General features: G+C 46.8%; 16 protein-coding genes and 1 pseudogene. 7 read left to right on the top strand and 10 right to left on the bottom strand.

What is annotated here, in order from left to right; genetic code table 11:
* Positions 1–89: 89 nt before the first annotated feature.
* The 10 genes and pseudogenes from KHO06_RS09300 to KHO06_RS09255 all read right to left on the bottom strand — a co-directional run bounded on the left by KHO06_RS09300 (position 90) and on the right by KHO06_RS09255 (position 14,321).
* Complete coding sequence (locus tag KHO06_RS09300; protein ID WP_005426577.1) at positions 90–1,532, bottom strand: bifunctional NUDIX hydrolase/phosphatase PAP2 family protein; 1,443 nt, start codon at positions 1,530–1,532, stop codon at positions 90–92.
* A 307-nt stretch (positions 1,533–1,839) separates the two neighbouring features.
* On the bottom strand, positions 1,840–3,393 hold the full coding sequence (locus tag KHO06_RS09295) for a trypsin-like serine protease (protein ID WP_212581410.1): 1,554 nt from the start codon (positions 3,391–3,393) through the stop codon (positions 1,840–1,842).
* A 200-nt stretch (positions 3,394–3,593) separates the two neighbouring features.
* The gene (locus tag KHO06_RS09290) at positions 3,594–4,076 is read right to left on the bottom strand and encodes a GNAT family N-acetyltransferase (protein ID WP_212581409.1); all 483 of its coding nucleotides are present in this window, start codon (positions 4,074–4,076) and stop codon (positions 3,594–3,596) included.
* 159 nt (positions 4,077–4,235) lie between these two features.
* Positions 4,236–6,116 carry a propionyl-CoA synthetase gene (locus KHO06_RS09285; RefSeq protein WP_071235381.1) on the bottom strand — a complete coding sequence of 627 codons (1,881 nt, stop codon included), beginning with the start codon at positions 6,114–6,116 and terminating at the stop codon, positions 4,236–4,238.
* Between the two features lie 61 nt (positions 6,117–6,177).
* On the bottom strand, positions 6,178–7,365 hold the full coding sequence (gene prpF, locus KHO06_RS09280) for a 2-methylaconitate cis-trans isomerase PrpF (RefSeq protein WP_212581408.1): 1,188 nt from the start codon (positions 7,363–7,365) through the stop codon (positions 6,178–6,180).
* A gap of 23 nt (positions 7,366–7,388) precedes the next feature.
* Positions 7,389–9,999, bottom strand: a pseudogene (gene acnD / locus KHO06_RS09275) (Fe/S-dependent 2-methylisocitrate dehydratase AcnD).
* A 132-nt stretch (positions 10,000–10,131) separates the two neighbouring features.
* The gene (gene prpC, locus KHO06_RS09270; RefSeq protein ID WP_009704402.1) at positions 10,132–11,274 is read right to left on the bottom strand and encodes a 2-methylcitrate synthase; all 1,143 of its coding nucleotides are present in this window, start codon (positions 11,272–11,274) and stop codon (positions 10,132–10,134) included.
* 119 nt (positions 11,275–11,393) lie between these two features.
* Positions 11,394–12,290, bottom strand: coding sequence for a methylisocitrate lyase (gene prpB / locus KHO06_RS09265; protein WP_045406301.1), 897 nt, complete (start codon positions 12,288–12,290; stop codon positions 11,394–11,396).
* A gap of 110 nt (positions 12,291–12,400) precedes the next feature.
* Positions 12,401–13,153 carry a GntR family transcriptional regulator gene (locus tag KHO06_RS09260; RefSeq protein WP_212581407.1) on the bottom strand — a complete coding sequence of 251 codons (753 nt, stop codon included), beginning with the start codon at positions 13,151–13,153 and terminating at the stop codon, positions 12,401–12,403.
* Positions 13,154–13,430: 277 nt separating this feature from the next.
* Complete coding sequence (locus KHO06_RS09255) at positions 13,431–14,321, bottom strand: hypothetical protein (protein WP_010448101.1); 891 nt, start codon at positions 14,319–14,321, stop codon at positions 13,431–13,433.
* Between the two features lie 133 nt (positions 14,322–14,454).
* Here KHO06_RS09255 and tssI point away from each other — a divergent pair, with 133 nt between their 5' ends.
* From tssI to tssC, 7 genes are all read left to right on the top strand, one after another.
* Positions 14,455–16,437, top strand: a complete 1,983-nt coding sequence (gene tssI, locus KHO06_RS09250) for a type VI secretion system tip protein TssI/VgrG (protein WP_212581406.1) — start codon at positions 14,455–14,457, stop codon at positions 16,435–16,437.
* On the top strand, positions 16,437–17,045 hold the full coding sequence (locus KHO06_RS09245) for a hypothetical protein (RefSeq protein ID WP_212581405.1): 609 nt from the start codon (positions 16,437–16,439) through the stop codon (positions 17,043–17,045). Before tssI ends, KHO06_RS09245 begins: the two co-directional genes overlap by 1 nt.
* Positions 17,042–17,344 (top strand): PAAR domain-containing protein, encoded by a 303-nt coding sequence (locus tag KHO06_RS09240; protein WP_005426629.1) that lies wholly within the window; start codon positions 17,042–17,044, stop codon positions 17,342–17,344. Before KHO06_RS09245 ends, KHO06_RS09240 begins: the two co-directional genes overlap by 4 nt.
* A 201-nt stretch (positions 17,345–17,545) precedes the next feature.
* Positions 17,546–19,015 carry a type VI secretion system ImpA family N-terminal domain-containing protein gene (locus KHO06_RS09235; RefSeq protein WP_069217692.1) on the top strand — a complete coding sequence of 490 codons (1,470 nt, stop codon included), beginning with the start codon at positions 17,546–17,548 and terminating at the stop codon, positions 19,013–19,015.
* 33 nt (positions 19,016–19,048) lie between these two features.
* Positions 19,049–19,570: a type VI secretion system tube protein Hcp gene (locus KHO06_RS09230; protein ID WP_005426582.1), complete on the top strand. Its 522-nt coding sequence runs from the start codon at positions 19,049–19,051 to the stop codon at positions 19,568–19,570.
* A 20-nt stretch (positions 19,571–19,590) separates the two neighbouring features.
* Entirely contained in the window at positions 19,591–20,094 is a 504-nt protein-coding gene (gene tssB, locus KHO06_RS09225; RefSeq protein ID WP_005443648.1) for a type VI secretion system contractile sheath small subunit, read from the top strand.
* Entirely contained in the window at positions 20,094–21,572 is a 1,479-nt protein-coding gene (tssC, locus tag KHO06_RS09220; RefSeq protein ID WP_005426542.1) for a type VI secretion system contractile sheath large subunit, read from the top strand. Before tssB ends, tssC begins: the two co-directional genes overlap by 1 nt.
* The last annotated feature ends 67 nt before the right edge of the window (positions 21,573–21,639 follow it).

Below are 21,639 nucleotides of genomic sequence, written 5' to 3'. Positions count from 1 at the left end.
GCATTTTAAAATGAAGATTCGGTCTAGAGTTCATATCAAAAACAAAAAGCCCCGCACATTGCGGGGCCTCTTAATTGGGGAGTAGCTGGCTATTGTTTGGCGACATCAATCTCACTTTCTGTGATGAGTTTTCTTGATAAAATCACAAAAATAAACATTAACAGTGGATAGTGGAACGTGTTGAACACTAATGACCAGAACCCACTGAATGAAACCGTCGTGCCTAGATACAGATAAAGTTGTTCAACAAGCAACAGAGCAAGAATCACAAAAAGCATTTGCTGGCGTTCAAATCGAATTTCAGACTCTTTAAACGTCATCACCAACGCAGAAGCAGTAATCAGTATAGCCAACCAACTCGTGAACACAGGCAATGGCCAAATTACTGAGATAACGGCAGTAATTGCTGTCATCGTGAACCAAACACTCTTTGAGCTCAGTAACTTATCGACATCCATATCAGGATTGCTTTCTAGACGCAGCACATGCCACGCAACTAACACACCTAACACCGCGCCGATGAACATATCCAAGATAAAGGCGGTTCCAAGGAAGAATTTACACGCCATCACCGTTAGCGTAACTAAAGCGACAGACAGAGTGATTCGGTTTAGACCAAAACTATTGGTTCTTTGAAACAAAAACGTCATAACACAGAACCACACTGCAATAGGCAAGCTTGGGAAGCTAAAACCGAAGCTCTGCGTTAACTCCGCCATCGGCATATAAACGTGTGGGCGAGGCAATGAAAAGCCTTGCTGCGCGACTAAAGCCATTAAAGACGTTGCCGTCACCGCAAAAAATAAACGATACACGAAACGACTATCAAACTTCATCATTACGAATGGGAACAGAAACAGCAAGAATGTTGGACTACTTAAGCCCGTAATCATATCTGCGACTTCACAAGCCATCTCGCGGCTGGATTCAGAAAATGACCCAACCCAACTTTGGAGATCAACCATCCAAGACAACTCCGCCTGGCGAAAGCTCGGCGCTGACTCTATAAGTTGATCGACATATACAACTGGTTGGTCTGTTGCGTGCGAATAAAAGCCCGCTACATCTGCCCATTGTGTAGGATAACGATACAGTGATGCCGCCATGTTACTCGGTTCAACCAGCATAGCGGATGCGACCTCAACACCATAATGCGGCGCAAACCATATAGGTAGCTCATTTCCGTCTAGCGAGTTGGTCATCGAGAAAGCGATCACTTCAGAATCTGAAACACAATCGAAAAATACTGCCGTATCGGTTCTACCCAATTCGTCCCCAACCGTTACGACTAAACCCGTTTCTTCCCAAGTTTCTCGCTGAGCCGCAAGTTTCGGTGATTCTCCTTCGATAATCGTACCGCCAGGAAGTGAGATTTTGTTCGTCAATATTTCATGAATAAGTACTAGCTTGTCATCTGCTCGGACAACACAAAGCGCCCCTTTGATGTCTTCAGGAAGAGGGTTCGCGGCAGATGTAGGAGAAATAAACAGTGAAATGGAATACAGGATGAGAAAAAACAACTGTCTCAGCACAAAATACAACCTTACATAAAGAGAAGAATCACAAAGCAATGATGACAGGGTTACTGATATTTTTCGACATAAATTAAGTAACCAGTTGTACATTTGATGCACATATCAAAAAAGACTTTGAGACACTCCACAAAATAGTTCTGACAAAAATCAGACATAACTCGAAATATTGGCTGCGATTTTGCCAGTTATATAAAGTTAACGTCAGGATAATTTACATGGATTTTACTCGTTCTCAGGATTGAAACAATAAAAGAGAGCTTATTACTAACGATAAATAAACTCTCTTTATAGATGTATTACAAGATTACAGCTTCAGCCATGCATCAGTCCAAGCACTGCCAACGCCTGGTTCATAAGCGCTTGGTGTTGAGCCACACCACAAACTGTTTGGCCAAGGCTTACATTGGTAACTTGCACCGTTATTCGTCACCACGTCCCCTGCAGAATAATTCGTACCTGCTTGGTAAGCATCACCCGAAGTTGGCGGCGTTGGTGGTGTAGGCTCTGTTGGTGGCTCTACCGGAGGATTAGTCCCAGAACAATCTGAGCTGCCAATTGGCTGCCATACTCCCCATGGTCCCGAATCGGAGGGGTTATCACCTTGGGTCCACCATTGTGCTTGCCATAACTGACCAGCCCAAGAAACAGTTTCACCCGTGTTGTATACGCCACTCGCTTGCCATTCATTGTCACAACTTCCTGATGGCGGTGTCGTTGCGCTAGTAGCGGAAGCTGTTGCCACCGCTTGATATGTAGTACTGGTTTTATCGATGCCAAAAGCCAAGGCGACTCTCGCATCACCTGCTTGAGACGCGCCAAATTCCACATCGACACGACACGAGCTTCCTGCATTGAGTGTCGATTGTGCACATTGGTCTCTGGTGATCATCGCAGATTTCGTGACACCAGAACTTTGCAGTCCCACATTTTCTACAGTAAACGCAACATTACCGGTATTTTGAATGCTGAAACTGTGTTGCTTCAGCTCACCCACTTTAAAAGAACTCAAAGCCTGATTTGCGGTATAACCGACAGAAACATTATCTGTTGGCGGTGCCGTCGTACCTACAACGCCATCAACAAAACTGCGCAATGCTGCAATGTCGCTGTACACACCGTACTTACCCGGTCGAGCACAACCTATCCCCCAACTGACGATACCTAGCTGGGTGACGAGACCGTTATTATTAACGACGATGGGACCGCCGCTGTCTCCCTGGCAAGAGTCTATACCACCTTGTGGCACACCCGCACAGAATGATACTGAGCCAACCGTGGTGTAATTACCGCCAGCTTGTCGACAAGTCGCATCAGAGACCAGCGGAACATCCACTTCTTGTAGAGCGGTTGGCGAGCTGCCCCCCTCCGAAGTTCGGCCCAAACCCGCGACAGTTAACCAATCACCTACACCTGCATATTGCGAGACACTGCCTGCTGCAATATCCACTTTTACAACACCTTGAGGGATCGAAGTGAGCTTAAGAAGGGCTATGTCATTTGAAAGCGTAGTAGCATTATAAGAAGGATGAACATAGATCTGGCTGACATTGGAGCGTACGCCATCAGTACCGTTATAAATCACGCCACCAATTTTTACCGCGATCTGATTTGGTGCGTCACCGTCCACACAGTGGGCAGCAGTAAGTACGAAACCATCCCCTATATAACTCGCCCCACAAAAAGAACGATTACCATTGCGGCTGACTATCTGTGTATAAAATTTCCAATCGTTGGGGTTTGCCGTGATGCCGCCCACGATATCCGGCTGAATCTCATTGGTTTGTGTTTGCGTGACTTGATCTGCACTTGCCAACATTGGCAATAACGCCGTTGCAAGTAAGGTTTTTGATAGATTCAATGTTATTTTCCTCTTGTTTTATGAGGCACTATTCATGTGCCACTTACAAAACAAGCAAACAAAAACAACATCACCAATTGGAATGAGCATGAGCCGCAAGACGCTGCGACAAAACTATTATTAAAGACCTACTGTCAAACTTATCACTTTCATCCATAGTAAGTACGAATCACTTACTTACCGTCATAATGACGTATTAATTAACGATTGGATAACGACTTTCTTAACCAATGAATATGATGACCAAAACCTTGGTTCTCATAGAGAGAAATCGCAGTCTGGTTAAAGTCCCAAACCTCAACAAACATCTGTTTCACTCCATAATCAACGAATGTCGCCTCTATCCTCTCAATCAGAGCTTTTGCAGTGCCCTGTTTACGATACTCTGGTAAGACGTAGAGCTCATCAACACTTCCCATCATTACTGGTTTACTAACCGTAGAAATAAGCTCGCAGAAATGCCCAGACACAAAGCCGATGATCTCATCCTCTACTCTAGCGACATAAACCAAACATTCAGGGTTATCGAGATAACGGGCAATGCTCTTTTCTTGTTCGATTTCTTCTGCGGTTTTAAACAGCTCTGGGGATTGAATGTGGTGTTCATCATGCAACTCAAACATTAGGTCGTTAAGTTGCTCAAGATCGTCAAAAAGCGCTGGTTTGATTACAAAAGTAGACATAAGAACTAAGCCAAAAATAGGAATCCATATAGTGTGTGTTTAAACATGCATTTAGGCAAGCAGGAATGCAAAAGCCTCTTGCCGACAAAGCAAGAGGCTTCGATGTTTGAGCTTGCTCCTAGGTAACCTAAGAGCGTACTCAATTAAGATCGTACTTAGCTAGCCGCGTTTAAGCACTCGTTCGATTTCGCCTAGACTGGATGGGTCATCAATGGTTGATGGCACCACGTATTGCTCGCCATCGGCTATTTGACGAATGGTTCTTCGCAAGATCTTACCTGAACGGGTCTTTGGCAAACGGTCAACAACCAGTGCATGTTTAAAGCAAGCCACAGCACCAATCTCGTTGCGTACTTTGCCCACCAACTCACCTTCTAGCGTTAGATCATCTATCTTCACACCATCTTTAAGAACCACGAAGCCAAGCGGTAGCTGACCCTTTAACTCATCGTGGATACCAACCACCGCGCATTCCGCAATCGCTGGGTGACCACCAACGATTTCTTCCATTTCGCCGGTAGACAGACGGTGACCTGCGACGTTAATTACGTCATCAATACGACCCATGATAAACAGGTAACCCTCTTCATCTAGGTAACCGCCATCTCCCGATACGTAGTAACCCGGAAATTGACTTAGATAACCAGTCTCAAAGCGGTCATGGTTGCGCCAGACAGTCGGTAGACAGCTTGGTGGTAATGGGCGCTTCAAAGCGACAAAACCTTGTTGATTTGCGCCCACTGGCATGCCCATTTCGTTGAGAATCTCGACCTGATAGCCAGGAATCGGCTTGGTAGCAGAGCCCGCTTTTACTGGCATTACCTCGATACCGGTCGGATTGCCCGCGATTGCCCATCCTGTCTCGGTTTGCCACCAGTGGTCAATGACCGGCTTATCTGCTTTGCTTTCGACCCATTCTAGCGTTGGTGGGTCAAGGCGTTCGCCTGCCATAAAGATAGAGTCGAGGTTGGACAAGTCGTATTGCTTGATGAACTCGCCTTCTGGGTCTTCTTTCTTAATTGCACGGAAAGCGGTTGGCGCGGAGAAAAGCACATCCACTTTGTATTCGTCACAAACACGCCAGAATGCACCCGGATCAGGTGTTCTCACTGGTTTGCCTTCGAATAGAATTGTTGTACAACCATGAATCAGCGGCGCGTACACAATGTAAGAGTGACCAACGACCCAACCTACATCCGATGCAGCCCAGAACACACCATCTTGAGGGATGTTATAAATCGACGTCATCGAATATTTCATCGCCACGGCATGACCACCATTGTCACGCACCACGCCTTTTGGTTTCCCTGTTGTGCCAGAGGTATAGAGAATATAAAGAGGATCTGTCGCAAGCACAGGGACACACGCATGAGGCAAAGCTTGTGCGTATTCTTGCTGCCAATCTAAATCACGTTCTAGATTAAGTTCGGCTTCGCACTGTGGGCGCTGAAGAACAAAGACTTTCTCTGGCTTCCAACGGCTGTCCATAATGGCTTTATCAACCATTGGTTTGTATGGAATTACCTTATTGATTTCGATGCCACAAGACGCCGTCATGATGACTTTGGGTTCTGCGTCTTCAATTCGAACTGCGAGCTCATTCGGGGCAAAACCGCCAAACACCACCGAGTGAATCGCACCCAATCGAGCACAAGCTAGCATCGCCATTGCCGCTTCTGGGATCATTGGCATATAGATGACCACACGATCGCCTTTGGTTACACCTTGGTTCGAAAGCATACCCGCAATTTTTGCCACTTGGTCACGCAAAGCTTGATAGCTGTATGTTTGTTTTTGACCCGTCACTGGCGAATCATAAATCAGGGCGGTTTTATCGCCTCTCCCTTGCTCGCAATGATAATCCAACGCGAGCCATGACGTGTTCAATACGCCATCAGGAAACCAACGTTCAATCCCATGTTCGTCAGCTTGTAAGATGGTATTTGGTGCTTCAAACCAATCAATGTTTTCAGCCTGAGCACGCCAAAAGTTTTCCGGTTCGTTCTGTGCCCAAAGGTATTCTTTTTGATATGCAGACATATTGCTTCCTCCAGTATGTCCTGACATTGCTTTTCTTAAGTATCACTACCATGCAATTGTGCTATTCAAAGACATTGGAGGGAACTCGCACAAAGCCCTCCATCAGTATTCTCGCGCTGCGGCTCATGATGGCTTTCTCAACCACCCAACCTTGTTCTGTTTGTTTGGCTTTTGCCCCCACCTTAAGCGTTCCTGATGGATGCCCAAACGTCACAGATTCTTTCTCTCCGCCACCAGCCGCTAAATTGACCAAAGTACCTGGTACGCATGCCGCCGAGGCAATGGCGACCGCTGCGGTTCCCATCATAGCGTGGTGAAGTTTACCCATAGATAAAGCCCGGACGAGAATATCGACCTCACCTGCTTCTACGGTTTTACCACTCGACGATAAATAGGATTTAGGCTGGGAAACAAACGCAATCTTAGGCGTGTGTTGACGTGTTTGAGCCTCTTCGAGCGAATCAATCAGCCCCATTTTTAGCGCGCCATGAGCACGAATGGACTCAAACCTCGCGAGCGCAAACTCATCGTTATTGATGTCATCTTGAAGCTCAGTGCCTTGGTAGCCGAGCGCTTCTGCGTCAATGAAGATCGTCGGTATGCCTGCGTTAATGAAGGTTGCGTTGAATGTCCCAACATCTGGCACGACCAAATCGTCTACTAGATTGCCGGTTGGAAACATGCTACTTTCGCCATCAGCAGGGTCGACGAAATCAACTTGGATTTCTGCCGCAGGGAACGTCACGCCATCAAGCTCAAACACCCCTATTTCTTGAACGAAACCATTTACGATTGGCACATGAATCAATATGGTTTTGCCAATATTTACCTGCCATACACGAACGGTAACGATGCCGTTTTGAGGAATTTGATCTTCATCGATCAACCCTGCATGAATGGCGAAAGGTCCGACTGCAGCAGAAAGGTTGCCACAGTTACCACTCCAATCGACAAATGGCTTATCTATCGATACTTGTCCGAACAGGTAATCAACGTCGTGATCGACTCGCTGACTACGCGACACAATCACAGTTTTACTGGTGCTGGAAGTGGCGCCACCCATGCCATCAATTTGTTTGGCGTACGGGTCAGGGCTACCAATCACACGAAGTAGCAGATTGTCTCTTGCCTTACCTGCGACTTGCGCTGGCTGTGGCAAGTCTTCAAGGTTGAAGAACACACCTTTGCTCGTACCGCCGCGCATGTAAGTCGCCGGGACTTTGATTTGGCTTTGCATCTTGCTATCCATATCTTACTCCATTATTGCGCTATCTATTGCGAGAGGAAATCTTGAGCAAAGCGCTGTAACACACCACCCGCTTTGTACACGTGAACTTCATCTTCGGTATCTAGTCGACAAGTCACCGGCACATCAACCTTGTCGCCATTAGTTCGGGTAATCACCAACGCCAAATCCGCACCTGGAGTGATATCGCCGATAACGTCATAAAGTTCAGTGCCATCTAATTCGAGCGTCTTTCGGTTCACGCCATCTTTAAATTGCAGAGGAAGTACGCCCATGCCAACTAAATTGGTACGGTGAATGCGCTCAAAACCTTCCGCGACAATCGCTTCTACACCCGCCAAGCGAACGCCTTTCGCCGCCCAATCTCGCGACGATCCTTGACCATAATCCGCACCCGCGACCACAATAAGCGGCTGCTTGCGATTCATGTAAGTCTCAATCGCCTCCCACATGCGTGTCACTTTGCCTTCAGGTTCGACTCTCGCTAACGATCCTTGCACGACTTCGTCGTTTTCCTTGACCATTTCGTTGAACAGTTTCGGGTTAGCGAAAGTAGCGCGCTGCGCGGTTAAGTGATCGCCTCGGTGAGTCGCGTATGAGTTAAAGTCTTCTTCTGGCACGCCCATCTTCGCGAGGTATTCGCCTGCGGCGCTGCTTGCCAAAATTGCGTTCGATGGCGACAAATGGTCGGTTGTAATGTTATCGCCTAGAACCGCGAGAGGACGCATTGAAGACAGAGTTCGCTCACCTGCTAAAGCACCTTCCCCCCTCTTTTTGCCAGTATGGAGGTCGACGGATATACGTACTCATCGGACGCCAATCGTAGAGCGGATTCGGGTTTCGAGCCTCATCATTCAGTTTAAACATTTGAATGTAGACTTGATTAAACTGCTCTGGCTTAACGTACTCACCCACCACAGCATCAATTTCTTCATCCGTTGGCCACAAATCGTTGAGATAAACCGGCTTGCCGTGTTTGTCTGTCCCCAAAGAATCACGCTCGATATCAAAGCGAATCGTACCGGCTAACGCGTATGCAACGACCAAAGGTGGCGATGCTAAGAATGCTTGTTTTGCATAAGGATGAATTCGACCATCAAAGTTTCGGTTCCCAGAAAGTACTGCCGTTGAATACAGATCTCGGTCGATGATCTCTTGTTGGATTTTCGGGTCAAGTGCACCACTCATACCGTTACAGGTTGTACACGCATAAGCCACGATACCAAAACCAAGTTTCTCTAGTTCAGGGAGTAAGCCAGATTCTTCAAGGTAGAGTCGAGCAACTTTAGAACCCGGAGCAAATGAAGACTTCACCCAAGGTTTGCGCACCAATCCAAGCTCATTCGCTTTCTTAGCGACCAGACCAGCTGCCACAACGTTTCTTGGGTTACTGGTATTGGTACAAGAAGTAATCGCCGCGATGATCACCGCGCCATCTGGAAGCTCGCCTTCATTCTCTTGCCACTCTCCAGAAACACCACGCTCAGCAAGCTCTGCGGTAGGTAAACGACGATGAGGATTAGATGGACCTGCCAAATTGCGCCCGACTTGGGACAAATCGAACTCAAGCACGCGTTCGTAAACCGCCGTGTCTAAATCATCCGCCCACAGACCGGTTTGCTTGGCGTACTTCTCTACCAAGTCGACCTGTTGATCATCGCGCCCTGTCAGTTTGAGGTAATTAATGGTCTGCTCATCAATGTAGAACATCCCAGCGGTTGCGCCGTATTCTGGCGTCATGTTTGAGATGGTCGCGCGGTCGCCAATGGTTAGGTCTCGCGCCCCTTCACCAAAGAATTCGAGATAAGATGAAACCACGCGTTCATTTCGCAGGAACTCGGTAATTGCTAGTACGATATCGGTGGCGGTAATACCCGGTTGACGTTTGCCAGTCAGCTTCACGCCAACAATGTCCGGAAGACGCATCATCGATGGGCGACCAAGCATAACCGTCTCCGCCTCTAAACCGCCGACACCAATAGCAATCACACCAAGTGAATCAACGTGAGGTGTATGACTATCTGTGCCGACACAGGTATCTGGGTAAGCAATGCCTTGCTTGGCTTGCACTACTGGAGACATCTTCTCCAAGTTGATTTGGTGCATGATGCCATTACCTGCAGGAATAACGCTAACGTTCTCGAACGCCGTTTTACACCACTCGATAAAGTGGAATCGGTCTTCGTTTCTGCGCTCTTCTATCGCGCGGTTTTTCTCAAACGCCTCTGGGTCAAAGCCTGCATGTTCAACTGCCAGTGAATGGTCAACGATCAATTGCGTTTCAACCACAGGGTTTACTTTCGCTGGGTCACCGCCTTGTTCGGCAATCGCATCACGTAGACCAGCGAGGTCGACTAATGCGGTTTGTCCAAGAATGTCATGACAGACCACACGCGCCGGATACCAAGGAAAATCGAGGTCACGCTTGCGTTCAATCAACTGTTTTAGGCTATCAGTGAGCGTATTTGGGTCGCAGCGGCGAACCAACTGCTCGGCTAAAACGCGTGAGGTGTATGGGAGCTTTTCATAGGCTCCAGGAGAAATATCGTTAACAGCTTCTCGGGTATCAAAATAATCTAGTTGGGTTCCCGGGAGCGGCTTACGATATTGAGTATTTATATTTGTGGTGATGCTCATGGGCTTGCTTCCGCTTTAGTGTACATCTTATGCCTGAACGCACCGCGATACTGTTTTTGAAATGGATTCGCGGTGAAAGAGACGCCCCTTGTGAATGCCATCAAGACAAAGCTCACAAAGAGGCGTCACGCGCTAGCGTTGTTCGATTGGCACCCAGTCTTGATGATCCGGTCCGGTATAATCCGCACTTGGGCGAATGATTCGATTGTTCGCACGTTGTTCATACACGTGCGCCGCCCAACCTGTCAGTCGGCTCATCACAAAGATTGGCGTAAACAGTTTGGTTGGAATATCCATGAAGTGGTAAGCCGAAGCATGGAAGAAGTCGGCATTACAGAACAGACCTTTCTCACGCTTCATGACGGATTCCACACGCTCAGAAACCGCGTAAAGATGCGTGTCACCCACCTCTTTCGATAACGCTTCTGACCAACGCTTGATCAGTGCATTACGAGGGTCACTTTCACGATAAATCGCATGCCCAAAGCCCATGATTTTGTCTTTGTTCTCTAGCATTTGCAGAATATTGGCTTCTGCCTCATCTGGCGTTTGCCAATCTTGAATCATCTCCATCGCCGCTTCGTTTGCACCGCCATGAAGTGGACCACGTAGCGTGCCGATAGCAGCTGTGATACAAGAATGAAGATCAGAAAGCGTAGAAGCACACACACGCGCCGCAAATGTTGAGGCATTAAACTCATGCTCTGCATAAAGGATCAAAGAACAGTGCATCACCTTTTTGTGCGTTTCACTTGGTGCTTTATCAGTAAGCAGTTTCAGGAAGTAGCCGCCAATGCAGTCTTCGCTGTTATCGTGAGTTTTGATTCGTACGCCATCGTGGCTGAAGCGATACCAGTAACAGATGATCGCAGGGAAAAGCGCCAGCATTCGCTCAGTAGCATGGAGCTGTTGTTCAAAGTCCATTTCTTGCTCTAAGTTACCCAGCATAGAGCAACCTGTGCGCATAACATCCATCGGATGTGCGTCAGCAGGAATCAGCTCTAACGCTTGCTTAAGCTCCGCTGGTAAGCCACGCAGGCTCAATAGATGTGTCTTGTAGGCGTCTAGCTCTTGTTGATTAGGTAAGTGACCGCGTAACAGCAAATGCGCCACTTCTTCAAATTGAGCATGATTTGCCAAGTCTGTAATATCGTAACCACGATACGTTAGACCCGTTCCCGTTTTACCGACAGTGCATAAAGCTGTGCTTCCAGCGCTTTGACCGCGTAGACCTGCGCCACCTATCTCAGCTTTCTTTTCTACAGAATGAGGCATTGTTGAACTCCTTTTCTGTCTGACTTGGCTCTCTTAATGGGCTCTTTTGAATCAGACAATTTTCACGTTATTGGATTAGAGATTCTTTTCTTGGGCTTCCGTTTGTTTCTTTATTGACCTTATTTACCCTCGGAGAACAGCTTGTCTAACTTATTCTCGTAGTCGTGGTAATTAAGGTGCTCATACAGCTCTTTTCGTGTCTGCATTGAATCAAGCATCGCTTCTTGGTTGCCAACTTCAAGCAAGTGTTTGTAAACCATCTCGGCAGCTTTGTTCATCGCACGGAATGCACTCAATGGGTACAAAACCATGTCCACTTTGGATTGCGCTAGCTCTTCACAGCCGTATAATGGCGTTTGTCCAAACTCAGTAATGTTGGCAAGAATTGGAACGTGCTTCCCTGTCGCGTCTTCAAGCGCTGTCGAAAACTGTTGATATTGGTCTAGCTGATTCATTGCCTCTGGGAAGATCATATCTGCGCCCGCTTCCACACATGCAATCGCACGTTCAATCGCACTGTCCATGCCTTCAACCGCTAACGCATCAGTACGAGCCATAATGACAAAGCTCTCGTCATTACGCGCATCCACTGCCGCTTTCACTCGGTCGACCATTTCTTGTTGGCTAACAATCGCTTTGTTTGGGCGATGACCACAACGCTTCTGCGCCACTTGGTCTTCCATGTGCACTGCCGCCGCACCGGCTTTTTCCATCGCTTTGATAGTGCGTGCGATGTTAAAAGCGCCACCAAAGCCGGTATCGATATCAACCAGTAATGGCAAATCACACGCGTTGGTGATGCGGTCTACGTCCACCAAAACGTCGTTCAATGTCGTAATGCCAAGATCTGGCAAGCCGTAAGACGCGTTAGCGATGCCGCCACCCGACAAATAGATAGCTTGGTGACCCAAGTTTTTCGCCATCATGGCGCAGTATGGGTTAATGGTGCCGACGATCTGCAGTGGGTTGTTTTGCTCAATGGCGAGTCTGAACTTCGCCCCCGGAGATAAGCTCATGACAATTTCCTTCTAGTCTTGTTTTACCCTTCATACTTGAAGCTGCAGCTTTGTTAACTGCGCCAATTCACCGGATCGCCGGCCGCCAAAATTACATAGCGCACCTATGCTCATAGGGCTGAATTGTCTTGTTGCCGCGCCGCAACTCCAATTATTTTGGGTAAAGTTTTGGAATCTGAAATCTGTAATTCGATAAGTTTTCGGCTGCCTGAGATGTGCCTTCTCATCAGCATTTCTGCCAGTTCTTCATCACGGTTGCGAATCGCTTGCAGAATGAATTTGTGCTCGTTGAGTGCTTCGTTAGGACGAGATTGCGCACGTGGCGATTGGTAACGATACATGCGCAGCAAGTGATACAGCTCGTCGCAAAGCAAAGAGATAAGCTTGCTGTTTCGACTCGCTTGAATGATTCGATAATGGAAGTCGAAGTCACCATGCTGGTGGAAGTAAGACGATCCTTCGACTTCGTCGATATGTTTGGAATGTGTCGACAATAGCATTTCCAAACTCAGCAACTCTTCTTGAGTGATATAGCGAGCCGCTAGCCTTGCCGCCATGCCCTCTAATGCTTCGCGGACGGAATACAATTCGATGAGTTTTTCTGGAGAGAAAGTGATCACACGAGCGCCAACATGCGGAATGCGCTCAATCAAGCCAAGCCCTTCAAGACGCATCATGGCTTCACGTAAAGGACCTCTACTCACTTGATATTTCTTGGCTAATTCAGGCTCTGAGATTTTACTGCCCGGTTCAATTTCACCACTCACAATCGCTTCCACTAACGATTCGGTCAGCGATTCAGATTTAGTGTGCTCCTTCTCAGAGACAGTCACTTTATGACGAGTTTTCAATTCTGTATTCATATTCAAGGCACTCGTATTTAGAAATCAAAGTGTCAACAATTTGTTAACTTGAATATAAAATAGACGATCAGATTGTCGACAATCAAGCAAATTGTCGACAATTTAGACTAAGGTATAGTGCTATTGAGTAGTTTATGAGTGGATAAATAGAAAATTTAATGAGAGTAAGTAGAAATTGTCGACAATAAAAACTCAATAAATTCAGCAAGTAAAAAGAATTAGGGAGCACAACAGCTCCCTACTTGGGTTTAATTTGCTAACGAACGGTCGGATTTGCCTAGTTGACCAGTTTGTAGGTTAAGTCTTTTTCATCCAACAAACCGGATTCAACTAGGTTTCGCTCTAGCATCATATCTTGCAGTTGTTTCAGAGAATTGATGTTGCCGTAACTACGGCGGATCTGGTCAAACGCTTCTTCCAGTTGCGGTAAGTTTTGTGCATTCATCTGGTCGGTAGTCGCTTCAGAAGCCGCCAAGAACCACTCTACATCCTTGGTGATCTCTTGCACTTGAATCAGGCTTTCACGCAATTTCGCTTGGTAATGCTCGACCTCTTTGATGGCAGAAAAGAACTCCGTCCATGCTTGCATGTTGTCGATAGCAGATGTGGAAGACATGGTAGTTTTGTTGAGCTTCACACGGGACTCATTGATCGCCTCTTTCAGCTTGAATAAACGCAAACTGAGTTCATCAGAACGCTTTGGCAGTAACTTAACTTCGTACTTCACCAGTTTACGAATCGCATGAATGTGTTCATCACGCTTACGCGCCGAAAGCGCCAGGAACTCATGATCGACTTTTCCGACTGAGTTGGTTTTGAGTTGTTTACGAGCAGATTCAATTTTTTTATTAAGAAGAGATTTTACGCCTTTCTTTGAGCCCTCTTCCCACGCTTTGCGAGAAGCGGCTTTTAACGCTGCGCCACCTGCAACTTCCAACAGGGCTGCACCTTCTTTCGAGCCGGGAAATGGGATCATCCCGATACCGGTTTTCACACCTTTTTGTGCAATATCCATCGCAACCATTTTCTTGTCACGTTTTACCCAGTTCTTTGCAGATTGGTATTTATTGCCGAATTTTCTCGCCCAACTTTTGTGATATGACTTACTGTCCTTTTCTACATTTTGCAAAAACTCTTTCGCCATCTTTTTTGCATTTTGACTCGCCATGAAGAACTCCTTTTCTTTTAATAAATCGAATAGCGAATAAGATCTAATACTGCTATTTTTGAATAATTCGATTAATAATAGTATTTATATTTCAAAAATTTATTATTTAAAAGTTTAAGCATAAGGATATGCAATGGCTGATAAATACAGCAGTTCGGCTAGTTTGATGTCTGCAAAAGACTCAAGTAATCAAAAACATATCATAAGCAATGCAACAGTAAAGCAAGCCTTATCAGAGCCCTTTGAAATCAAAGCGATGCTGGTATCCAGTGGCTTTGACATGCAAGATCAGTTGGGGCAATTTCTTACGATAAACCGTTATTTCAACGAGTCTGGCAGTAATACACTCAATCGTTCCTACAACGGAATTGTGACATTGATCCAACATTTAGGAATGGATTCAAATTTACAAAACCACCAATACGAAATAACACTTAAACCGTGGTTTTGGTTATTAAAACACACACATTCTTTCCGGGTTTATCAAAATCAATCCACACAAGAAATCGTCAGTGATATTTTCGACAACGCTGGTTTCAAAGGAAACTATAAAATATCCAGCATGCCTTCGACCAAGCGTGAATATTGTTTGCAATATAACGAATCAGATTTTGATTTCGTTTCTCGCCTGCTCGCTGAGGAAGGTGTTCATTATTATTTCGAGCATACGAGTGGTTCACACACCATGATTTTGCAAGACGCTCAAACCCCATTTGATAAAGCCAGCACAGCAAAGTTCGACATGAAAGAAACACCGACTGGCTCACTCCCTCTGATTGAAGATTGGTGTCCGACCGTTGCCTTTCATGGCGCGAGTGTTGAGCTATCAAGCTACGATTATTCGCAGACGAAACTCATTACCAGCGGCAGTAAAACCTCCAGCAATACCATTGCCAACAACACTAAACTTGCCAACACGCGTTACCCGACTTTGGGTATCAGCGGGGACATGACGGATCTCTCTAGTAATCTTGCCAAGCGTCGAATCGAGTATGTTGAGCAGGATTACCAAAGTGTCATTGCCAGCGCAAAACATGATCTCTTCGAGCTCGGTACTTACTTCTCGCTTTCAAGCCATTTAGATAAAGATCAACTTGGTGACTTTTCGGTCATCAGTATGGAAGTGGAATACACTGAAAGTGCACAGAGCAGCACCAGAGTGAAAGTGATCCCAAAAGATACCCCTCACTACCCTCAACCTCTCTCAAAACAAGTGGTTAAGGGTTTACAGAGCGCAGTCGTTGCTGGCTCAACCGCGGGTGATATTAATCAGGACGAACAAGGTCGCGTGCGTATTCAGTTCCAATGGGATACAGACGCAAGTGGCGACAAAACCAGTTGTTATGTTCGTGTCGCACAAATGCTTGCGGGAAGCGGTTACGGCGCTCAATTTGTGCCACGAGCCGGGCAAGAGGTTCTGGTCTCTTTCATTGATGGCGATCCAGATAGACCAATCATCACAGGCAGCGTTTACAACAGCAAAAATGCCCCACCATACGCAGAAGCCAATACAACAAAGTCTGGCATCAAAACCCAGCTTTCCGGTGAAAGCAATGAGCTCTACTTCGATGACAAAAAAGACAGTGAATTGCTTTACCTTCACGCAGCCAAAGACCTGACACAAGAAGTTGAAAACAACCAAACCGAAACCATCAAGGGCGAATTTAGCCAGACGGTCACCAAAGCGGTATCAGTGTCGACAGAAGACAACTACTCGCTGAGCGTTACCAAAGCACTGAGCGAAAAAGCCAAGTCGATTTCGATTGAAGCTGACGATTCTATCGAGCTCAAAGTTGGCTCAAGCAAAATAACCCTGTCCTCATCATCCATTGCCATTGAAGCAACCAATATCGACGTCAAAGCCAGCAGCGCGCTGAATTTGGAAGGGACCAACGTCACCAGCAAAGCCACTTCAGCCAACAAAGTTTCTGGCACCACGACCGCGCTTGAAGCTACCAGTTCAAACAGCATTTCTGGCTTGAGTATTTCCATCAAAGCAGACACCACGCTCTCTGCAGAGGGCTCTTTGAGTGCCGAGTTTAAATCGGGGCTCAAAGCGACATTTGATGGCGGCGTAATGGGTGAAGTGAAAGGCGCAATTGTAAAGGTTAACTAATGAAATATAAGAAGATTCCATACCAAACGGCTGGGCAAATACTACCGAGATTTAAAGCCAGCGACGAAGCAAAGGCACTACTCGACGAGGAAACCAGCATCAGAGATGCAATTCAATCACTCACAGACAAAGAGCTCTACAACGATCTCGTGCAGTTTTTGACGCACGCTCTACCCGTACGTGAGGCAATTTGGTGGGGAGCGTTGTGTTTAAATCAACGCAATGAGGAATGGTCACCACTTCAAAAACAGAGTGTCGAAACTTGCATGGCTTGGGTGCGTTCACCCTCCGAAGAATTGCGCCGCAAAGCCGAACACCTATCTCACCGACTAGAACTAAACTGCGGGCCATCTTGGCTTGCTCAAGCAGTGTTCTGGAATGGTTCTGGCAGCATCGTTGCACCAGATATTCCACCCGTTATGCCTGATCCTTTTCTGTATGCCAAAGCGACTGCAGGTGCAATTAATCACGCAGCCGCTTTGCCTCAATGGGACAAGACGAAACCTTACTATCAAACCGCAATCACAATGGCTTTGGATATCGCTGCAGGCGGTCAAGGCGCGTCAAATAGCCAATCACAAACCGCTGAGCAAGGAGAACTACGATGACATTACCTGCTGCTCGTATCACCGACATGCATGTATGCCCAATGCAGACACCAGCAACCCCACCAATTCCTCATGTGGGTGGTCCGGTCACCGGCCCCGGGGCACCTACTGTGTTGATCGGTAGCTTACCGGCCGCGACAGTAAGTGACGTTTGCGTGTGCGTTGGAACCCCAGATTCTATCGCGATGGGAAGCACGACCGTGCTATTAAGCAATAAGCCTGCCGCCCGAATGGGAGACACCACTTCTCATGGTGGCAGTATTGTTGCCGGTATGCCCACAGTGCTTATAGGGGGATAAAACCTCTTTATAAATCAGGATATTATATTGATAGGTGTATTCCTCCGACCAATTTTTTGGATCGACATCTTAGTTTTTATTAAATAGTTAATTTTTATCGGCTATTTAGGAAAATCCTCACTAGACTGAAGTTTACAAACTATGAAACCAGAGGAACGGAATTATCTCTGGCTTAATAAAACAATAATTCATGGATTGAATATGGTTGATATTGATAGTCTTTTGGCACCGATCACAGATGGATCGCCGAGTGGCGTCTATCTAAAACTCGATAGAAGTGCCTATCGAGCACTGAGAAACAGTTACAATGCGGCGCAATCGTCATTTCGCCAGTTGGTGGAAACGCCCGAAGCATCCAGTGATGAATCCTTACTTGAGAGTAATGATGAAAACTGGACGCAACTGCGTACCGCGACATTTCACGCTCTCACCCAGTCAAGCAAAGACTTGGAGTTACTAGGTTGGTATATCACCAGTCAGTTGTTCACCGACGCACCCTATCGAAACCTTGCCGACGCAACGCAAGTTCTTCTAAGCACCGTGGAGCAGTTTTGGGACTCTCTCAATCCATTCCTTCCTGAAGACAAACTAAAAAGCGCTGAGGAGTCTGGCATAGCGAGAGAACGTGCTGAGTTCCGTATGAAGCCTTTGCTACAGCTTGTTGGCGAAACTCATGATACAACTGCCGTGTATATGCCTTTGCAGTTAATCGGCTTGATTGATGACATCACTTTTGCAGATTACCTACGTGCAGAGCGCAACGGTTCGCTTGGCGAAATCAAAACTAAAGCGCAAAACCTTTTCAGCGCAGACACGCAAGACATCTTAATGGATCTGGCGCAAACGTATAAGAATCTTGATACTACAGAACAAGCCATCGCGAAGCATTGCCAACCAATTAACGCCACGCCAGTAAGTTTCAAATTCATCAAAGAAAACATCGCTGAACTTATAAATGCGATTCGTTACCTCACCGAAGATAATTTTTCCAAGTGGCCGTTAGACGAAAAATTTAGGCTGTTAAAAGATGAACCACAAGCCGCTGAGATAGAACTACCAAGCGTAAGTGCTGTTGAGCCGACTGATAACATATTGGAATCAGTTGCTCAAACAACGGGTCAAGCGAGTAAAGAAACGAGCCAAACGTCTTCTACTCAGCAAATCGATTCTGTGCCCCCCACTTCAACCACACAGACTCAACCCCTTATCCAAGCGCCTTCCGTTAGCATCGATGTTCAAGTACACAATCGCGACCACGCCTTTCATGAACTTAGAAAGCTCGCCGACTACTTCAAACAAACCGAGCCACACAGCCCTGTTCCGTTCTTGCTAGAGCGCGCAATTCGTTGGGGTTATCTGAGCTTACCAGAACTACTCCAAGAAATGACTGGTGGCAACAACCAAGTGCTCGACCATATCAATCAACTCACAGGAATGGACAATTTAGAACAAACCATTCTGAAGAGAATTCCTGAACCACAATCAGTGCCAGAGTCGGTTCCGACCGTACCACCTGCGACTGAGGTTCAAACTGCCTCTAATGAGGAGTCTCAAAGTGCAACGTCAATTGAAACAACAACGTCAGAGCAAAGCGACACTCCAAATACAACCAACCAACCAGAAGTAAAAACTACTCAATCGTCGAGCGGTATTACCGATTTCGAGTGGTGAAGCAAAAAATGCTAAAAAGCAAAGGAGAACCAAATGGCTTCTATTTACATGAGAATTGATGGCACCACACCAAAAGGTGCTGCAACGGTAGAAAAGATCGGTGGCAAGGATGGATTTTTTGCTATTGATACAGTGAACTGGAGTGCCGTTCGTGGCGTTGGCATCGACGTCGGTAATGCGAACAACGCAGACCAAGGCATGGTCGCGCTAGGTGAAGTGAACATCTCTCGTGGCTGTGATGGTGCGACACCGTACTTAACGACTTTCCTTTACGCGCCAGGTGGTGAAGGCAAAACCATCGAAATCGTGATGACTAAGCCAAACCGTGAAGGTTCTGGTGCAGATCCATACCTAATCCTGACACTGAGCGCAGCACGTATGTCGAGCTACAACATGGGCGCGTCGGATGGTCACCTGCCAAATGAATCATTCAGCCTGACATACACCGAGATTTCGAAAGCGTACTACATCGAAGGCGAAGGCGGCAAAATCGAGAAAGGTCCTGAAGTGGGCTTTGACGCGACGACAGCGAAAGTTACTTCGACAGCTTCTTAATGGAATAAGGAGATACCATTATGGCACTGAACTCCCAACACAAGCGAGTTAGCAAAAACCGTGTAAGTATTACTTACGATGTCGAGACGAATGGCGCAGTAGAAACCAAAGAACTCCCTTTTGTGGTGGGAGTCGTCGGTGATTATTCGGGTCACAAGCAAGACAAAGAAGACGTGGAAGATCGCACCTTCTATAACGTCGACAAAGACAACTTCGATACTGTTATGAAGCGTGTTGGTCCTGAGTTATCACTCAAAGTGGACAACGTTTTGGTTGATGACGACAGCCAAATCGAAGCGAGTCTGAAATTCTCATCAATGAAAGATTTCGAGCCTGAAGCCATCGTTGAGCAAGTTGAACCGCTCAAGAAGCTTGTTGAGACTCGTAACCAACTCAAAGTACTGCTTTCAAAAGCGGACCGTTCTCGTGATCTAGAGAAGCTACTCAAGGAAGTTCTGCAAAGCGCAGACACTATCAACGCCCTTTCCGATGAGCTAGGCATCCAGAAAGAAGGAGCAGAATAATGACGACGGAAGTTGAAAACCAACCACAAGCAGAAGCGGCTGAAGCTTCGTTGAGCTTTCTGGATCGTGCAATCGAAGCGACCACACAAACGCCAGCGGACACAACAAAAGAACTGTTCTCAGTGTTAGCAGAGCAAGCGCTAAGCGGCACAGTTACATGGGACAAGAACGTCACCAAAACGATTGAAAACGCCATCGTAGAGATCGACAAAAAGCTTTCTAAACAACTATCGAAAGTCATGCAAGAAAATGATTTCCAAAAGCTAGAAGGTTCATGGCGTGGTCTGCAAAAACTGGTTAAAGAGAGCGACCTAGGACGCTCACTGAAAATCAAAATGGTCGACTACACCAAAGACGAGCTGCTTGATCAATTTGAAGATGCACCAGCCATCGACCGTAGCCCACTGTTTAACGCGGTATACCAAGGCGAATACGGCACAGCAGGTGGTGAACCATACGGCACCTTCATCGGTGACTACGAGTTCAGCGCAAAAGATGAAGACGTCGCCCTACTACGCTACATGGGCGAAGTAGCCGCTGCGTGTCACGCTCCGTTCATTGCCGCAGCAAATGCAGAAATGTTTGAGTTCAATGACTTCACAACCTTTGAAGAAGGCAAACCTGTCGCGGCTGGTTTTGATTCTCCGGCTTATGCTGCATGGAACTCGTTCCGTGAAAGTGACGACGCGCGCTACGTAACGCTGACGCTACCTCGCACACTGGCTCGCCTTCCTTACGGTGAGAAAGGTCTTGGCACCAAGCTATTTAGCTACGAAGAGTTAAACACTGACCAAGATGGCAATCCGAACCCATCAAGCAATGATGAGTTGGTTTGGTCAAATGCGGCTTACGAGTTAGGTCTGAAAATGACGCAAGCGTTCACTGCGTACGGTTGGTGTACAGCAATTCGCGGTCTGGATAACGGTGGTAAAGTGGAAAACCTACCAAACCTAACGTACAAGACCGAAGCTGGCGACTTGGTTCAGCAATGTCCAACTGAAGTCAACCTAACCGACGAACGCGAAAAAGAGTTAAGTGACCTAGGCTTCTTGCCACTGGTTCACTACAAGAACTCAAACTACGGCGTGTTCATTGGCGGTCAAACAACGCAGCAACCGAAGACGTACACAGATCCAGATGCAACAGCAAACGCAGCCATTTCAGCGCGTCTTCCTTACATCATGGCAAGTGGTCGCATCGCTCACTACTTGAAAGTCATGGGTCGCGACAAGCTGGGTTCAAACCTAGAAGCGCCAGACATTCAACGTGAACTGCAATTGTGGATCGATCAATACACCAACGCAGGTGCAATTGGTAATGATCAACGAGCGAAAACGCCGTTGGCGGAATCTCGCATTGAAGTGGTTGAACAACCGGGTAAACCGGGCGCGTATTCAGCCGTCGCTCACCTAAGACCTTGGCTACAACTTGAAGAGCTGACTACGTCGGTTCGTATGGTAGCGAAGATCCCAGGTTAAGCACGATAAAGCTTGGTCGAAGTAGGATGCTTCGACCAAGCCAATTCGATTTAGGTCACAAGGATAG

This window comes from Vibrio sp. B1FIG11, from assembly GCF_905175335.1.
Lineage (GTDB): Bacteria > Pseudomonadota > Gammaproteobacteria > Enterobacterales > Vibrionaceae > Vibrio > Vibrio campbellii.
Note: the sequence above shows the minus strand (reverse complement) of the source record. Positions and strands in the feature narration are given on the sequence as shown.

What these genes read in the sequence shown, in the direction of transcription:
- prpC (WP_009704402.1), bottom strand. Translation starts at nt 11,274, where the DNA reads ATGCCTCATTCTGTAGAAAAGAAAGCTGAGATAGGTGGCGCAGGTCTA.
- KHO06_RS09240 (WP_005426629.1), top strand. Translation starts at nt 17,042, where the DNA reads ATGACATTACCTGCTGCTCGTATCACCGACATGCATGTATGCCCAATG.
- KHO06_RS09245 (WP_212581405.1), top strand. Translation starts at nt 16,437, where the DNA reads ATGAAATATAAGAAGATTCCATACCAAACGGCTGGGCAAATACTACCG.
- tssC (WP_005426542.1), top strand. Translation starts at nt 20,094, where the DNA reads ATGACGACGGAAGTTGAAAACCAACCACAAGCAGAAGCGGCTGAAGCT.
- KHO06_RS09235 (WP_069217692.1), top strand. Translation starts at nt 17,546, where the DNA reads ATGGTTGATATTGATAGTCTTTTGGCACCGATCACAGATGGATCGCCG.
- prpB (WP_045406301.1), bottom strand. Translation starts at nt 12,290, where the DNA reads ATGAGCTTATCTCCGGGGGCGAAGTTCAGACTCGCCATTGAGCAAAAC.
- KHO06_RS09230 (WP_005426582.1), top strand. Translation starts at nt 19,049, where the DNA reads ATGGCTTCTATTTACATGAGAATTGATGGCACCACACCAAAAGGTGCT.
- KHO06_RS09260 (WP_212581407.1), bottom strand. Translation starts at nt 13,153, where the DNA reads ATGAATACAGAATTGAAAACTCGTCATAAAGTGACTGTCTCTGAGAAG.
- prpF (WP_212581408.1), bottom strand. Translation starts at nt 7,365, where the DNA reads ATGGATAGCAAGATGCAAAGCCAAATCAAAGTCCCGGCGACTTACATG.
- KHO06_RS09255 (WP_010448101.1), bottom strand. Translation starts at nt 14,321, where the DNA reads ATGGCGAGTCAAAATGCAAAAAAGATGGCGAAAGAGTTTTTGCAAAAT.
- KHO06_RS09285 (WP_071235381.1), bottom strand. Translation starts at nt 6,116, where the DNA reads ATGTCTGCATATCAAAAAGAATACCTTTGGGCACAGAACGAACCGGAA.
- tssB (WP_005443648.1), top strand. Translation starts at nt 19,591, where the DNA reads ATGGCACTGAACTCCCAACACAAGCGAGTTAGCAAAAACCGTGTAAGT.
- tssI (WP_212581406.1), top strand. Translation starts at nt 14,455, where the DNA reads ATGGCTGATAAATACAGCAGTTCGGCTAGTTTGATGTCTGCAAAAGAC.
- KHO06_RS09290 (WP_212581409.1), bottom strand. Translation starts at nt 4,076, where the DNA reads ATGTCTACTTTTGTAATCAAACCAGCGCTTTTTGACGATCTTGAGCAA.